The sequence below is a fragment of the Pseudomonas sp. B21-019 genome, from assembly GCF_024749225.1.
In the GTDB taxonomy this organism is placed as follows: Bacteria; Pseudomonadota; Gammaproteobacteria; order Pseudomonadales; family Pseudomonadaceae; genus Aquipseudomonas.
This window is the reverse complement of sequence record NZ_CP087193.1, coordinates 1,030,892-1,047,122: the sequence shown is the minus strand read 5'-3', so window position 1 is coordinate 1,047,122 and position 16,231 is coordinate 1,030,892. Positions and strand designations below refer to the sequence as shown.

General features: G+C 60.3%; 14 protein-coding genes. 5 read left to right on the top strand and 9 right to left on the bottom strand.

Going from position 1 to position 16,231, the window contains the following annotated elements; translation table 11 throughout:
• Window positions 1-5 precede the first annotated feature (5 nt).
• From LOY36_RS04590 to LOY36_RS04570, 5 genes are all read left to right on the top strand, one after another.
• Entirely contained in the window at window positions 6-683 is a 678-nt protein-coding gene (locus tag LOY36_RS04590) for a heavy metal response regulator transcription factor (RefSeq protein ID WP_007943491.1), read from the top strand.
• On the top strand, window positions 673-2,037 hold the full coding sequence (locus LOY36_RS04585) for a heavy metal sensor histidine kinase (RefSeq protein ID WP_258672404.1): 1,365 nt from the start codon (window positions 673-675) through the stop codon (window positions 2,035-2,037). The genes LOY36_RS04590 and LOY36_RS04585 overlap by 11 nt, the downstream gene beginning before the upstream one ends.
• A 282-nt stretch (window positions 2,038-2,319) precedes the next feature.
• Window positions 2,320-2,544: a hypothetical protein gene (locus LOY36_RS04580; protein WP_258672403.1), complete on the top strand. Its 225-nt coding sequence runs from the start codon at window positions 2,320-2,322 to the stop codon at window positions 2,542-2,544.
• Between the two features lie 194 nt (window positions 2,545-2,738).
• Window positions 2,739-4,058 carry an OprD family porin gene (locus tag LOY36_RS04575; RefSeq protein WP_258672402.1) on the top strand — a complete coding sequence of 440 codons (1,320 nt, stop codon included), beginning with the start codon at window positions 2,739-2,741 and terminating at the stop codon, window positions 4,056-4,058.
• Between the two features lie 148 nt (window positions 4,059-4,206).
• On the top strand, window positions 4,207-5,703 hold the full coding sequence (locus tag LOY36_RS04570) for a sensor domain-containing diguanylate cyclase (RefSeq protein WP_258672401.1): 1,497 nt from the start codon (window positions 4,207-4,209) through the stop codon (window positions 5,701-5,703).
• A gap of 67 nt (window positions 5,704-5,770) precedes the next feature.
• On the opposite strand, the gene lpxC is transcribed toward LOY36_RS04570, so the two are convergent.
• The 9 genes from lpxC to murD all read right to left on the bottom strand — a co-directional run bounded on the left by lpxC (window position 5,771) and on the right by murD (window position 16,230).
• Complete coding sequence (lpxC, locus tag LOY36_RS04565) at window positions 5,771-6,682, bottom strand: UDP-3-O-acyl-N-acetylglucosamine deacetylase (protein ID WP_007939852.1); 912 nt, start codon at window positions 6,680-6,682, stop codon at window positions 5,771-5,773.
• A gap of 112 nt (window positions 6,683-6,794) precedes the next feature.
• Complete coding sequence (gene ftsZ, locus LOY36_RS04560) at window positions 6,795-7,988, bottom strand: cell division protein FtsZ (RefSeq protein WP_007939850.1); 1,194 nt, start codon at window positions 7,986-7,988, stop codon at window positions 6,795-6,797.
• A 66-nt stretch (window positions 7,989-8,054) separates the two neighbouring features.
• A complete protein-coding gene (gene ftsA / locus LOY36_RS04555; RefSeq protein ID WP_007939849.1) occupies window positions 8,055-9,314 on the bottom strand; it encodes a cell division protein FtsA in 1,260 nt (419 codons plus the stop codon).
• 15 nt (window positions 9,315-9,329) lie between these two features.
• Window positions 9,330-10,199: a cell division protein FtsQ/DivIB gene (locus tag LOY36_RS04550; protein ID WP_007939848.1), complete on the bottom strand. Its 870-nt coding sequence runs from the start codon at window positions 10,197-10,199 to the stop codon at window positions 9,330-9,332.
• 4 nt (window positions 10,200-10,203) lie between these two features.
• Entirely contained in the window at window positions 10,204-11,160 is a 957-nt protein-coding gene (locus LOY36_RS04545; RefSeq protein WP_258672400.1) for a D-alanine--D-alanine ligase, read from the bottom strand.
• Window positions 11,157-12,617: a UDP-N-acetylmuramate--L-alanine ligase gene (gene murC, locus LOY36_RS04540; RefSeq protein ID WP_018930135.1), complete on the bottom strand. Its 1,461-nt coding sequence runs from the start codon at window positions 12,615-12,617 to the stop codon at window positions 11,157-11,159. The genes LOY36_RS04545 and murC overlap by 4 nt, the downstream gene beginning before the upstream one ends.
• Entirely contained in the window at window positions 12,610-13,680 is a 1,071-nt protein-coding gene (murG, locus tag LOY36_RS04535) for an undecaprenyldiphospho-muramoylpentapeptide beta-N-acetylglucosaminyltransferase (RefSeq protein ID WP_258672399.1), read from the bottom strand. Before murG ends, murC begins: the two co-directional genes overlap by 8 nt.
• A complete protein-coding gene (gene ftsW / locus LOY36_RS04530; RefSeq protein WP_408981106.1) occupies window positions 13,670-14,887 on the bottom strand; it encodes a putative lipid II flippase FtsW in 1,218 nt (405 codons plus the stop codon). Before ftsW ends, murG begins: the two co-directional genes overlap by 11 nt.
• Window positions 14,884-16,230: a UDP-N-acetylmuramoyl-L-alanine--D-glutamate ligase gene (gene murD, locus LOY36_RS04525; protein WP_258672398.1), complete on the bottom strand. Its 1,347-nt coding sequence runs from the start codon at window positions 16,228-16,230 to the stop codon at window positions 14,884-14,886. Before murD ends, ftsW begins: the two co-directional genes overlap by 4 nt.
• Window position 16,231 lies beyond the last annotated feature (1 nt).

The window sequence follows — 16,231 nt, the reverse complement described above, 5'->3', positions numbered from 1 at the left end:
GGGTCATGCGCGTTCTGATTATCGAAGACGAGGAAAAAACCGCGGATTATCTACACCGTGGTTTGACGGAACAGGGCTACACCGTGGATGTGGCCCGCGATGGCGTCGAAGGCCTGCACCTGGCGCTGGAAAGCGACTACGCGGTGATTGTCCTCGACGTCATGCTGCCGGGCCTCGACGGTTTTGGCGTGCTGCGGGCCTTGCGTGCGCGCAAGCAAACCCCGGTGATCATGCTCACCGCCCGCGAGCGGGTTGAAGACCGCATCAAAGGCCTGCGCGATGGCGCCGACGACTACCTCGGCAAACCGTTTTCCTTCCTCGAACTGGTAGCGCGTTTGCAAGCGCTGACCCGTCGCAGCGGTGGCCATGAGCCGGTGCAGGTGAGCATCGCCGACCTGTGGATAGATTTGATCAGCCGCAAAGCCACCCGCGCCGGCACCCGTCTGGACCTGACCGCCAAGGAGTTTTCGCTGCTCAGCGTACTGGCGCGGCGACAAGGGGAAATCCTCTCGAAAACCGCCATCGCCGAGATGGTCTGGGATATCAATTTCGACAGCGACGCCAACGTGGTCGAAGTCGCGATCAAACGCCTGCGGGCCAAGCTCGATGGGCCGTTCGACGAGAAATTGCTGCACACGATTCGTGGCATGGGTTATGTGCTGGAGAGCCGTGGTGTCCAGTAATTCCATCGCGCTGCGCCTGAGCGGGATGTTTACGCTGGTGGCGCTGCTGGTGTTCCTGTTGATCGGCGGTGCGCTGTATCAACAGGTCGACAAGGGCTTGGGCCTGCTGCCCGAAGCCGAGCTCGATGCCCGCTACAGCGTGCTCGAATCGGCGCTCAACCGTTACGGCACGCCCGAGCATTGGGTGAAGATCAACGCCAAGCTCAAGCTGCTGAGCGAAGAAGACAAGCGCATTCGCTTTTGGGTGGTCAGCGGTAATCCCGGTTATGAATACGGCCAACCCGACGCGTCGATCCGCGCGTTCGCCCAAGGCCCATTGGGCATGCGCGACATGGAATTACCCGACCATCCGTACCCGCTGAAAGTGCTGCTAACCGAGTTGCCAGCCAAGGACCAGCGCCCACCGCTGCGCTTCATGATCGGCATCGACACCGAAACCTTTTACGAGACGCAGCACCACTTGCTGATCGCCCTGATCAGCCTGGCGATCATTGGGGTATTGCTGGCCTCGCTACTCGGTTACTGGGTGGCGCGGATCGGCCTCAAACCGCTGATCAAGTTGTCGCAGGAAGCCCAGCGCCTGGCGCCACCACGGCTGTCCGGGCGCTTGCAATTGTCGCCATTGCCCCCGGAGCTCGATCAGTTCGTCAGCTCATTCAACGCCACACTGGAACGGGTGGAACAGGCCTACTCGCGGCTGGAATCGTTCAATGCCGACGTGGCCCATGAACTGCGCTCGCCGCTGACCAACCTGATCGGCCAGACCCAGGTTGCACTGACACGCGGGCGTTCAGCCGAACACTATTTCGAAGTGCTGCAATCGAACCTCGAAGAGCTCGAACGGCTGCGCTCGATCATCAACGACATGCTGTTCCTCGCCAGCGCCGACCAGGGCAGCAAGGCCACCCAACTGACGTCCACCTCGCTGGCCGACGAAGTGGCGACGACGCTGGAGTACCTGGATTTCATTCTTGAGGATGCACAGGTTCAGGTCGAGGTCAGTGGCGACGCGCAGGTGCGAATCGAGATCGCACATCTGCGCCGGGCGTTGATCAACTTGCTGAGCAACGCGGTGCAGCACACCGCGCCCGGGCAAGTGATTCAGGTGCGGATCGAAGTCGAAGAGCACCAAGTGAGCATCGGCGTCGCCAACCCGGGATCGCCGATTGCCAGTGAGCATCTGCCGCGCCTGTTCGAACGCTTCTACCGGGTCGATGCGTCACGCAGTAACAGCGGCAACAACCATGGCCTGGGGTTGGCGATCGTCAAGGCGATTGCGCTGATGCATGGCGGGGATGTGTTTGTGCGCAGTGATCATGGGATGAATACATTCGGCATTCACCTTCCAGTCTGACCCCCCACTCCCTGTGGCGAGCGAGCTTGCTCGCGCTGGGCTGCGAAGCGGCCCCAAAAATACGACTACATTCAATCAGACAGACCACATACTCCGATTACGACTGCTGCGCAGCCGAGCGGGAGCAAGCTCCCTCGCCACAAAAAAAGCCAAGACACTTGCAACTGCGGACTGTTACTTTTAGCGCAACAGTCCTTTATGCAATCCACTCTTTTTCCCCTCGCCCAAGCCCCTTATCGTTGCCCCATCAAACAGCACTTGCCAAGCAAGAAGGTTCAAAAGATGTCCAACAGTATGGGTATTGCCAGCGCTTTCGTTTTGTCGTCCTTGCTTCTGTCTCCGTTCGCCATGGCTGAAGAGTCGCAGACATTCGTCGCACAAAATGCCGAACGCGCCAAGGCCTACGAACAGTATCAAAACGAACTGACAGCCAAGGCCCAAGAGGCTGCGCAAACCCCTCAAGCGTCGAGCACTCAAGCCCAGCCACGGGTTGAGAAAGACAGCTGATCCATACGTATCGCTCTGTTTCCCTCGACACTTTTCATCGGCTCTTCCCTTTGAAAAGTTGTCTTCAAAGCCGCTGCTATCAGCGGCTTTTTTTCGTGGTGGTTTTAAACCCCTGCCGTTCGTCTTCCCTGACAACAAACATCCGCACTTCAAAACAATGAAATACTTAGTTGACCCAAGGAGCTTTACCGCACGTGCGCTTCCCTCTCAGATTCAGTCCGCTGTTCATTGCAATCACTGCAACGATGGCCAACAACGCGCAGGCCGACGACGAATCCAGCCGCGAAGGCTTTGTCGATGGATCGAGCCTCAACCTCAATGCCCGCAACTACTACATGAACCGCAATCGCCTGCAAAAGGCCGATGACAACATCGAATGGGGTCAGGGCTTTCTCGGCCGCTTCGAATCGGGCTTCAGCCAGGGCACCGTCGGTTTCGGCGTTGATGCCCACGCGATGCTCGGGCTCAAGCTCGACGGCGGCGGTGGCACCGACGGGTCGAGCATCCTGCCGATCAGCGATGGCAACGGCAAGGCACCGGGCTCGTTTTCCACGGCTGGCGGCACCCTGAAAATGCGGGCCTTCGATACCGAATTGAAGGCCGGCGACCTGTTCCTTGCCAACCCGGTGATCGCCGGTGGCGAAACCCGCATGCTGCCGCAGACCTTTCGCGGCGTCAGCCTGACCAACCACAGTGTCGACGGGTTGATGATCGAGGGTGGTCAGGCCAGCTTCACCAAACTCTACAACCAGAGCGGCCACACCCGCATCGGCACGTCCTATGGCAGCCTGGCCGATGGCGATGAAAGCCGGCATTTGAATTGGGCCGGCGTGGCCTGGAGCGGCCTGCCGGGCCTGACCAGCAGCCTGTATGCGGCCGAACTCAAGGACATCTGGAACCAGTACTACTACGACCTGGATTACACCTATGCGCTGAATGACTTGGTCAGCCTCAACCCGGGCCTGCACTTCTATCACACGCAAGACACCGGCGATGCACTGCTGGGCAACATCGACAACAACACCTACAGCCTGCATTTCACCATTGGCGTGGGCAATCACAGCGTCACCGCCGCCTATCAGCGGGTCAACGGCAACACGCCGTTCGATTACATCAGCCAGGGCGACAGCATTTATCTCGACAACTCCCAGCAGTATTCGGACTTCAACGGTCCGAATGAGCGCTCGTGGAAACTCAAGTACGCCTACGACTTTGCTGGCCTCGACATGCCCGGCCTGACCTCGGCGGTGTCCTACTCACGGGGTGAACTGGACCTGACCAAGGTCGATCCGGACAGCCGCGGTTACGCCTCGTGGTACAGCGCCGACGGCAGAAACGCCAGGCATTGGGAGCGAGACATCGATCTCAAGTACGTGGTCCAGGGCGGCAAGGCCAAAGACCTGGCGATGCGTCTGCAATGGGCGTCTAACCGTGGCGGCAATGGTTACGGTGCGCTGGATCAGGACACGGATGAATACCGGGTAATTGTCGACTACCCGCTGAATGTCTTCTAAGCTTCTATTAGCAAAAGGCCAGCATGTTTTGCTGGCCTTTTTTTTATCCGGGATTTATATAGGCGCGCTGGACGCGACCGGTTTCTGGGACTCTGCCCGATTCTTGTAAAAGCACTTTCATAACGCCTTATTTGCAGAAGTCAGAACCATGAGTGTGAACAGTGCGAAATCCCGTGATCCGATCCGCTCGACACGCTCGGAGCGGCTTCTGGTTCTTAGTAGTGTGTTGTTGGTGATCGCAATACTGAGCATTGTCGCGTTCCTGCTGATCCGCGAACGCGCCAACGCCGAATCGTCCGCCGCTCGCGCCGCCAACAATATCGTGCAATTGATCGACGCCGACGTGCTGCGCAATGTCGAACTCTATGACGTGTCCCTGCTGGGTTTGATCGCGGCCTCCCAGCGTGAAGACCTCAAGAGCGTTTCCCCTGCCATCCGCCATCTGGCCTATTTCGACCGCGCCACTGCCGCGCCGTACAAGGGCAACATCTTGTTGCTCGACAACAAGGGCGACGTGATCGCCGACTCGGCCTCGGTGGAACCCAGAAAGAGCAACTTTGCCGATCGCGAATACTTCCAGTCCCACGTGAACAACCCGGACCCGGGCATGTTCATCAGTCGCCCCTTCAGGGCCAGGGCGCCGGAACAGGATTGGCGGATCAGTTTCAGCCGCCGGATGAACGGTCCCCAGGGCGAGTTCCTCGGTGTGGCCGAAGCCGCCATGCGTTTGAGTTACTTCGATCAGTTGTTCAACAGCTTGAGCATCGGTCGCGACAGTACGATCAATCTGATCAGCAAGGACGGGACTCTTCTGGCTCAGCAACCCCGTCTGGCCGAAGAACTGATCGGCAAGAACTTCAGTAATCGCCCCAATTTTCAGCGCATCGTCAAAGAAGGCAACGGCAGCTTCACCAGCATGTCCGATCGATACCATGACAAGCGCTTGTACACCTTCTCCAAGGTCGGGAACTTGCCGTTGATCGTCATCGTTGCGCTGTCCAGCGATGAAGTCTTTGCGGCCTGGAAGCGCACCGCGGTGGTAGTCACTTCTGCGACCGTTGCCCTGTGCGTGAGCCTGCTGTGGCTGACCTGGTTGCTCTGCCGGGAGCTGCGTCGACGCCAAAGTGCCGAGCAGGAACTGGCACAACTGGCCGCCACCGACCCCTTGACCGGTCTGGCCAATCGCCGAAGCCTGGATCAGGCCCTGCACCATGAATGGTTTCGTGCCCAACGTTCCGGTCAGCCGTTGTCGCTGTTGATGATCGATATCGATCACTTCAAGGCGTTCAATGATCGCCATGGCCACCAGGGTGGCGACGATGCCTTGCGCTCGGTGGCCAAGGTGATCGACACCCATGTCCGACGGCCGGCGGACCTGGTCGCCCGGTATGGTGGCGAGGAGTTTTCAGTGATCCTGGCTGAAACCGACAGCGCTGGAGCTCAGCAGATTGCCGAAAAAATCCGTATGGCGGTAGAGCAATTGCCGTTGGTGGGAGGTGATGTGTCACCGATTACTGTCAGTATTGGTATCAGTACCTGGACGACAGCAACCGATATCAGCCTGGAACAGTTGCTGTTTTCAGCGGACAAGGCGCTGTATCAGGCCAAGGAAAACGGGCGGAACCGGGTGGTCGCTGCGGGTTGATCTTTCCCGCAGGCATAAAAAAAGGCCACCCGAAGGTAGCCTTTAAAAAACTAGAGAGGTTTTTTGCTTACACGGCCGCAACAGGACGCATGTAAGAGATCGGTGCGGTGCTGGCGTCTTCGAACGTCACGACTTCCCAAGCATCTGTCTGCTCAATCAACTTTCGCAGCAGCTGGTTGTTCAATGCGTGTCCGGACTTGAAGCCCTTGAACTCACCAATCAGGCTATTGCCCAGCAGGTAGAGGTCACCAATCGCATCGAGGATTTTGTGCTTCACGAATTCGTCTTCATAGCGAAGGCCGTCTTCGTTCAGTACACCATCCGCGTCGACCACAATTGCGTTTTCAACGCTGCCGCCGAGTGCGAGGTTGTGCTTGCGCAGGTACTCGATATCACTCATGAAACCAAAGGTACGCGCGCGGCTGACTTCTTTTACGAACGAAGTGCTGGAAAAATCCACGCTTGCACTTTGTGTGCGGTCACGGAAAACCGGGTGATCGAAATCGATCTCGAAGCTCACTTTGAAACCTTCGAAAGGGACGAAAGTGGCGCGCTTGTCGCCGTCTTCCACTGTCACTTCCCGCAGGATCCGGATGAACTTCTTGGCAGCGTCCTGCTCTTCCAGGCCGGCCGATTGAATCAGGAATACGAAGGGTCCAGCGCTACCATCCATGATCGGGACTTCGGACGCGGAGAGCTCGACGTAGGCGTTATCGATGCCCAGGCCAGCCATGGCCGAGAGCAGGTGCTCCACCGTGTCCACTTTGACGTCACCGTTAACAAGCGTGGTCGACATAGTGGTTTCGCCAACGTTTTCCGCGCGGGCAGGAATCTGCACCACAGGGTCGAGGTCAGCACGACAAAACACAATGCCGGTGTCGACAGGCGCTGGCTTGAGGGTCAGGTAGACCTTCTCCCCGGAGTGCAGGCCGACACCTGTGGCACGGATAATATTCTTCAGGGTGCGTTGTTTAATCATGGCATGGGCCGCTTCAGCGCAAATTGCGAACTGGTATCAACAAAGGCTGGCGATGATAGCAGACCAGACCTTTGCTGAACACCAATCACCCTAATACCCCTGATACATTTCATCAATCGGCCTGACGACGCAGGAAAGCCGGGATGTCCAGGTAGTCCAGATCATCTTGCGGGTTCATCTTCGCGGCAGTCGCAGCACCGGCCTGAGCCTGGTTGCGCATGACGGTCGGACGGTCCAGGTCACGGTAGTTCACCGCAGGCTGTTCCTGACGAACAGGGGCTTGTTGTTGTGGCTGGGAGGCCATCGAGGTGTGAACGGTGTTGTCGATGACCTTCACAGGCTTCTCGATTTTAGCGCCCAGCCCCGTGGCAACCACAGTCACGTGCAGCTCGTCGCGCATGTCCGGATCGATAACGGTACCGACCTTGACCATTGCGTGCTCGGAAGCGAAGGCTTCGATGATGCTACCCACGTCGGAGTACTCACCCAGAGACAGGTCAGGACCGGCGGTGATGTTCACCAGAATGCCGCGTGCACCTTGCAGGTTCACGTCTTCGAGCAGCGGGTTGCGAATGGCCGCTTCGGTCGCCTCACGTGCACGGTTCGGACCGCTGGCGCAGCCAGTGCCCATCATCGCCATACCCATTTCGCTCATCACGGTACGCACGTCGGCGAAGTCGACGTTGATCATGCCCGGACGCTTGATGATGTCGGAGATACCGCGAACGGCGCCGGCCAGTACATCGTCGGCCTTGGCGAAAGCCGACAGGAGGCTTGCGTCTTTGCCGAGGATGGTCAGCAGCTTCTCGTTGGGAATGGTGATCAACGAGTCGACGCTTTCAGACAGCAGACGGATGCCCTCGTCAGCGAGCTGCATGCGCTTGCGGCCTTCGAACGGGAACGGACGGGTCACCACCGCAACGGTGAGGATCCCCATTTCCTTGGCCACTTCAGCAATGATTGGCGCTGCACCGGTACCGGTACCGCCGCCCATGCCGGTCGTGATGAACACCATGTTGGTGCCCTGCAGGACTTCGGCAATGCGCTCACGGTCTTCGAGAGCGGCCTGACGACCTACTTCAGGGTTGGCGCCGGCGCCCAGACCTTTGGTCACGCTGGTGCCCAGTTGCAGAATGGTCCGCGCGCTGATGCTTTTCAGCGCTTGGGCATCAGTGTTGGCGCAGATGAATTCAACGCCTTCAATGTTGCTCTTGACCATGTGATTGACAGCGTTGCCGCCGCCTCCGCCAACACCGATAACTTTAATAACCGGGCTTGCGGGGATGTTGTCTACGAGTTCGAACATTTTCCCTCTCCTTACATTCTCTAGTTTTTTCGCCTACTGCTTTTGAAGCGGTGTTGCGGTAAAGCTTTAGAAATTGCCTTGTACCCAGCTCTTGATGCGATCGAGCAGAGCGGCTTTCGGTTCGTCATTGCTGTAGCTGTCGCGGCTGCCGATGCCCGAGAACGAAATCCCGTCGGACTGCTTCTGCAGGCCGTACATCAACAGGCCAACGCCGGTGGAATAGATCGGGTTGCGGACCACGTCGTCCAGACCCTTGACGCCATGGGGCACGCCCAGGCGAACCGGCATGTGGAAGATCTCTTCGGCCAGTTCGACCGCGCCTTCCATCTTCGACGTACCGCCGGTCAGCACGATGCCGGCCGGGATCAGGTCTTCGTAGCCGCTGCGACGCAGTTCGGCCTGGATCAGGGTGAACAGCTCGTCGTAACGCGGCTCGACCACTTCGGCCAGGGCCTGGCGGGACAGTTCGCGCGGTGGACGGTCGCCGACACTCGGCACCTTGATGGTTTCGCCGGCACCGGCCAGTTTGGCCAGGGCGCAGGCGTAGCGAATCTTGATTTCTTCGGCGTACTGGGTCGGGGTGCGCAACGCCATCGCGATGTCGTTGGTCACCTGGTCGCCCGCAATCGGGATCACTGCGGTGTGGCGGATCGCGCCTTCGGTGAAGATCGCGATATCGGTGGTGCCGCCACCGATGTCCACCAGGCACACGCCCAGTTCTTTCTCGTCGTCGGTCAGCACCGAATACGCCGAAGCCAGCTGCTCGAGAATGATGTCGTCGATTTCCAGGCCGCAGCGACGCACGCATTTTTCAATGTTCTGTGCGGCGTTGACGGCGCAGGTGACCACGTGAACCTTGGCTTCCAGACGCACGCCGGACATGCCCAGGGGCTCGCGAACGCCTTCCTGGTTATCGATCACGTAATCCTGCGGCAGGGTGTGCAGCACGCGCTGGTCAGCCGGGATTGCCACAGCCTGGGCGGCGTCGAGGACGCGTTCAAGGTCGGCGGAGCTGACTTCGCGATCACGAATCGCCACGATGCCGTGGGAGTTCAGGCTGCGGATGTGATTGCCGGCCACGCCGACGAACGCCGAGTGGATCCGGCAACCGGCCATCAGCTGCGCTTCTTCGATAGCGCGCTGGATCGACTGGACGGTGGACTCGATGTTCACCACTACGCCTTTTTTCAGGCCGCGGGACGGATGTGTACCGATCCCGACGATTTCGAGCGTGCCGTCGTCCGCAACCTCGCCGACCAGCGCCACCACCTTGGAGGTGCCGATATCGAGACCGACGATCATTTTGCCGCTTTGCACGTTTGCCATGGGTCCTGCCTCTTCTTAATTCTTTGCGACAGCGGGTTGGGCTGTCGTCGGCGCTACAGGTTCCCGCCAGCCAACGGCGAGGCCGTTGGCGTAGCGCAGATCGATGCGCGCAATGTTCGTAATCTGCTCTTTGAGCGTCTTGTCATAGATGGCAATGAAGCGGCGCATCTTTTCCACCAGGTTGCCGCGTCCCAGCAGCAGTTCGATTCCGGGACCGGCGCTGCCTGCGCCGGTGGTCAGGAACCAGCTGCCTCGTTCACGCAACTCCAGGCGTGCAATCGAGAAACCCAATGGCCTGAGCATCTGGCTCAGCACCTGGTATTGCTGCATCACTTGCTGCTGGGCCCGCTGGGGGCCGAACAGCTGTGGCAAGTGTTCGTAGTTCGCCAGCTCGCGCGGGGTGAACGCCTGCCCCTGGTTGTTCAACAGCGACTCATCGCCCCAACGGGCCACCGGCAGTTGTTCTTCCAGGCGAATCACGACCTGATCCGGCCACACCCGACGCACTTCGGCGTGGGCAATCCATGGCATCTGTTCCAGCTCGGTGCGCATGCTCGCCAGGTCGATGGTGAAGAAGCTCGACGCCACGTACGGGGCGATCCGCTGCTGCACCGCTTGCTGGCTGATGTAACTCAAGTCGCCCTGCACGGCGATTTTGGTGATCGGCCGGTCGGCGTACGGCAGCAAACGCTGTGCGCCTTCGTAAGTACCGAACCCCAACGCCACCAGCAACACGGGCCAGAACAGGCTTTTCAGAAAACCGAAGTTGGCTTTCGGCAGGCGCACGGACATCGGCTCTTTGGCCACCATTCGGCTGGCACCCCGCGGCACCGGCTTGCGGCCGGGTGGTGCGGAGGGCTGATGTCTCAGCTGTGCGCCTTGCATGGTCTTACCCTCGTGGCTCAATGCTTGCGGCCAGAATCGCCAGAACCAGTTGCTGGAAATCCAGGCCGGCGGCACGGGCCGCCATTGGCACCAGACTGTGATCGGTCATGCCCGGTGCGGTGTTGACTTCCAGGAACCAGAACTGCCCGTCGGCGTCCTGCATCACGTCTGCCCTGCCCCAACCGGCGATACCCAGCGCCTCACAGGCTTTGGCCGTGAGCTCCATGAGTTCCTTTTCTTTGTCGCTGTCCAGGCCGCACGGAATGCGGTACTGGGTATCGTTGGCGATGTACTTGGCGTCGTAGTCGTAGAAACTGTGCGTCGTGCCCAGGGCAATTGGTGGCAACACCTGGTCACGCAAGGTGGCGATGGTGAACTCCGGACCATGAATCCATTGCTCGACCAACACTTGCGAATCGTAGGTACTGGCCGCTTTCCACGCCTCGATCAACTCGGGCGCGGACGTCACTTTGGCCATCCCGATACTGGAACCTTCATGGGCCGGTTTGACGATCAGCGGGAAGCCCAGTTCCGTGGCCGCCGAAATACAATCGGCCTCGGAGCTCAGTACCGCGTGGCGTGGCGTCGGAATGCCGAGGCTGTGCCAGACCTGCTTGGTGCGCAGTTTGTCCATGGCCAGGGCCGAGGCCAGAATGCCGCTGCCGGTGTACGGAATCCCTGCGCATTCGAGCAGGCCCTGCATGCTGCCGTCTTCACCGCCACGACCGTGGAGGATGATGAAGGCGCGGTCGATTTTTTCGTTCAGCAGGCGTTGCAGAAGGTCATCGCCCACATCAATACCGAACGCGTCCACACCGGCGCTTTGCAGTGCATCGAGCACCGCGTTACCCGACTTCAGGGACACTTCACGCTCGGCACTCTTGCCGCCGAACAGCACGGCAACGCGACCGAAATCCTTCGGCGCGACAGTGGAGACGAGGTTGGCGTAAGCAGCAGTCATTTCAACTTCCCCTCTACCGGTGCGGCAACGGCCCCGGCGAACAACGGACTGTTCAACAGTTTGGGTGCGAGGCCACCGATATCACCGGCGCCCTGGCACAGCAGAATGTCGCCGGCACGCAGCAGCGGCTTGACGATCGGCGCGAGGTCGATGCCGCGCTCGATGTAGATCGGGTCGAGCTGACCGCGCTGACGGATGCTGTTGCACAGCTTGCGGCTGTCGGCGCCTGGAATCGGCTCTTCGCCGGCCGGATAGACTTCCATCAGCAGCAGCACGTTGGCATCGGCCAGCACATTGACGAAATCGTCGTACAGATCGCGGGTGCGGCTGTAACGGTGCGGCTGGTAGACCATCACCAGACGGCGCTCCGGCCAGCCACCGCGCACGGCTTTGATCACGGCCGCGACTTCGGTCGGGTGGTGACCGTAGTCGTCCACCAGCATCACGTTGCCGCCTTCGACCGGCAGTTCGCCGTACACCTGGAAGCGACGGCCAACACCCTGGAACCCAGACAAGCCCTGGACGATGGCTTCATCGCTGACGCCTTCGTCGGTGGCGATGCAAATGGTCGCCAGCGCGTTCAGCACGTTGTGGTTGCCCGGCATGTTTACCGAGACATCCAGCGGCTCGCGATCAGGGCGCAGCACGGTGAAGAAAGTCTGCATGCCTTGCTGGCGTACGTTGATGGCGCGTACGTCGGCGTCATCGCCGAAGCCGTAAGTGACCGTCGGACGCTTCACCAGCGGGAGGATTTCACGCACCACCGGATCGTCCAGGCACACCACCGCCAAACCGTAGAACGGCAGGTTGTGCAGGAACTCGACGAAGGTTTTCTTCAGCTTGTTGAAGTCGCCGTCGTAGGTCGCCATGTGATCGGCGTCGATGTTGGTGACCACGGCCACCAGCGGCTGCAAGTGCAGGAAGCTGGCATCGCTTTCGTCGGCTTCGGCGATCAGGTAGCGGCTGGTGCCAAGCTGAGCATTGGTGCCCGCGGCATTCAGACGGCCACCGATGACGAACGTCGGGTCCAGGCCACCGGCGGCGAACACCGAAGCGATCAGGCTGGTGGTGGTGGTTTTGCCGTGGGTACCGGCGACGGCGATGCCGTGGCGGTAGCGCATCAGCTCGGCGAGCATCTCGGCACGCGGCACCACCGGAATCCGGCGTTCCAGCGCGGTCGCGACTTCCGGGTTGGACGTGTTGACGGCGCTCGACACCACCAGCACGTCGGCGGCTGCGGCGTTCTCGGCACGGTGGCCGATGAAAATATGCGCACCAAAAGATTCCAGGCGCTCGGTCACCGGCGAAGCTTTCAGGTCGGAACCGGACACTTGATAGCCCAGGTTCAGCAACACTTCGGCGATACCGCACATACCCACGCCGCCAATTCCGACGAAGTGGATACGACGGATACGGCGCATTTCCGGTTGTGGCATGGCTTTCTTGTTCTCAACCATGGGCCACCTCAAGGCAAGTATCGACCACGTTACGAGTGGCATCGGGTTTGGCCAGGCGGCGTGCCGCGCTGGCCATGTCGTTGAGTCGTTGCGGTTGCATCAAGACCTCTGTCAGGCGAGCGGCAAGGTCCGCTGCGCCAGTCGTTCTTTGCGGCATCAGGAAGGCAGCGCCTTCACGGGCCAAATAATCGGCGTTGCGGGTCTGGTGATCGTCGATCGCGTGGGGCAAAGGCACCAGCATCGAGGGCAGACCGGCGGCCGCCAGTTCACTGATGGTCAGCGCTCCTGCGCGGCACACCACCAGGTCGGCCCAGCCATAGGCTTGGGCCATGTCTTTGATGAATGGCTGCACTTGTGCCTCGACGCCAGCTGCGCGATAGCGCTCTGCAGTCACTTCATCGTGGTTTTTGCCGGCCTGATGGAACACGTCCGGGCGCAGGTCGGGGGCGACTTGCGACAGGGCTTCAGGCAGCAACTTGTTCAACGGCTCTGCGCCCAGGCTTCCGCCCAGGATCAGCAAACGCGCCTTGCGACCGGCCAGGGCAGGTCGCGGTGTTTCGAGGAACAGCTCGGTGCGCACCGGGTTCCCGGTGGTCCGACGGCTGTCCGACAGGGTAAAGGTGTCGGGGAACGCTTCACAGACTCGGGCGGCCAACGGCACCAGCAACCGATTGGCGGTACCGGCCACGGCGTTCTGCTCGTGAACGATGACCGGCACGCCGGCCAGTCTGGCTGCAACGCCGCCAGGACCAGTCACAAAACCACCAAAGCCGACCACACAGACTGGCTGCAGCTGACGAATGATCGCCCGCGCCTGCCAGATCGATTTGAGCAACATGACCGGCGCCTTGAGCAGGGACAATTTGCCCTTGCCGCGCAAACCGCTGGCGTGGATCCGATGCAATTCAATACCGGCCGCCGGCACCAGATCGTTTTCGATCCCGCGGGGCGTGCCGAGCCAGTGCACGGTGTAGCCGCGGGCCTGGAACTCACGCGCACAGGAAAGTGCCGGGAACACATGGCCCCCGGTGCCGCCGGCCATGATCAGTACGTTAGCGCCCATGCTTCGGCTCCTCGGCGAAGTCGCTCTCATGGAATTCCATTTCTTCGCTGCCCAAATGGGTTCGACTCTCCCACTCGATGCGCAGCAACAAGCCAAGACAGGCACAGCAGATCACCAACGAACTGCCGCCATAACTGAGGAATGGCAGGGTCAGACCTTTGGTCGGCAGCAGGCCGACGTTCACGCCGATGTTGATCAGGAACTGGCCGATCCACAGGAACGACAAGCCGTAAGCAACGTAGGCGGCAAAAAACTGTTTGGCTTTCTCGGCCCACAGGCCAATGTACATGCCCCGAATACACACGAAGACGAACAGCGCCACCGTGCACAAGGAACCCACGGCCCCCAGCTCTTCAGCCAGCACCGAAAACACGAAGTCGGTGTGGGCTTCCGGCAGGTAGAACTGTTTCTGCACGCTGTTGCCCAGGCCGACGCCCAGCCATTCGCCGCGACCGAAAGCGATCAAGGCCTGGGAGAGCTGATAGCCGGCACCGAACTGGTCGGCCCACGGATCGGCAAAGTTGGTCAGACGCGCCATTCGATACGGCTGCATCTGAATCAACAACACCACCGCCGCGACAGCCAGGACCACCATCAGGGAAAACCGGAACAGCCCGACCCCGCCGAGGAACAGCATCGCCGCAGCTGCCCCCATCATCACGACGGTGGCACCGAAGTCCGGCTCCATCAGCAACAGACCCGCCATTGGCAACAGCACGATGAATGGCTTGAAGAAGCCCATCCAGCTTTCACGCACTTCTTTCTGGCGACGCACCAGATAACCGGCGAGGTAGATCACCACGAACACCTTGGCGATCTCGGAAGGCTGAACGTTGAAGAAACTGAAGCCGATCCAGCGCATCGAACCGTTCACTTCCCGACCGATCCCCGGGACGATCACCATCACCAGCAAGCCGAACGCACCAATCAGCATCAGCCAGCCCAGGCGTTGCCAGGTGGCAATCGGAATCATCATGGTGACGATGCAGGCACCCAGGCCCAGCACAACGTAGATCAGGTGGCGAATCATGTAGTACAGGGCACTGCCCGACTGCACCGCCCCCACCTCGGTCGATGCCGAGGCAATCATGATCAGCCCCAGGCCGAGCAGTGCCAGGCAACCGGCGAGCATCGGGAAATCGAGGTCGATACCGCGTCCGGTGATCAGCGGCGATGGATACGGCTTGATGATGTTCTTCAAGCTCATGCCAGATCCTCCACGGCGCGGACGAACTGGTGACCACGGTCTTCATAGTTCTTGAACATGTCGAAGCTGGCGCAAGCCGGCGACAGCAGCACCGCGTCGCCCTTTTCGGCGATGGCGCGGCATTGCTCGACCGCTTCGATCAGCGAGCCGACGCGAATCAGTGGCACGGCATCGCCGATGGCCTCACCGATCTTGTCGGAATCACGGCCCATCAAAATGACGGCGCGGCAGTTGGCCGCCACCGGATCACGCAAATCCTTGAATTCGGCGCCCTTGCCATCGCCACCGGCGATCAGCACAAGCTTGCCGTCGATGTCCGCCCCCAGGCCTTCGATGGCCGCCAATGCGGCGCCGACGTTGGTGGCTTTGGAATCGTTGTAGTAGCTCACGCCATCAAGGTCGCGGACCCACTGGCAGCGATGCTCGAGCCCGGCGAAATTGCGCAGGGCTGAAAGCATGGCGTCGAATGGCAGGCCGACGGCGTGGCCGAGCGCCAATGCCGCGAGGGCGTTGGACTGGTTATGCGCACCACGAACTTTCAGCTCGCGTACCGGCATCAGGTTCTGGAATTCAAAGGCCAGGTATTTCTCGCCATCCTCTTCCCGAATGCCGAAGGCCTTGAAGTCGGGTTTGTTCAAACCGAAGGTCCAGCACGGCTGACCTTCACCCATCAGCGGACGGCTCAGGGCGTCCTGACGGTTGACCACAAACTGCCTGGCGCCCCGGAAGATCCGGTGCTTGGCCAAGTGATAGGCCGGCAGACCGCTGTAGCGGTCCATGTGGTCTTCACTGATGTTGAGCACGGTCGCCACTTCGGCGTTGAGCTGATCGGTGGTTTCGAGCTGGAAGCTCGACAGTTCCATCACGTACAGCTCGATGTCGTCGCTGAGCAAATCCAGCGCCGGTGTGCCGAGGTTGCCACCAACGGCAACACGCTTGCCGGCCGCAGCCGCCATCTCGCCGACCAGGGTGGTGACGGTGCTTTTGGCGTTGGAACCGGTAATGGCGACAATCGGCGCTTTCGCGTTACGCGCGAACAGCTCGATGTCTCCGGACATTTTCACGCCACGGGCGGCGGCAGCCTGCAGGGCCGGGGTCGCCAGCGCCAGGCCGGGGCTCACGTAGAGCTCGTCGGCACGGCACAGGAATTCGACGTCCAGCTCGCCACAACGCACTTCCACGTGCGGATAGTCACGCTTGAGCGTGGCCAGTTCCGGTGGATTTTCCCGCGTATCGGCGACAGCAAACGACACGCCCCGGTTCGCCAGGAAGCGAACCAGGGACATGCCGCTCTTGCCGAGGCCGACAACGATGCGGAAGTGGTCAGAAGCGATCAGAGACACT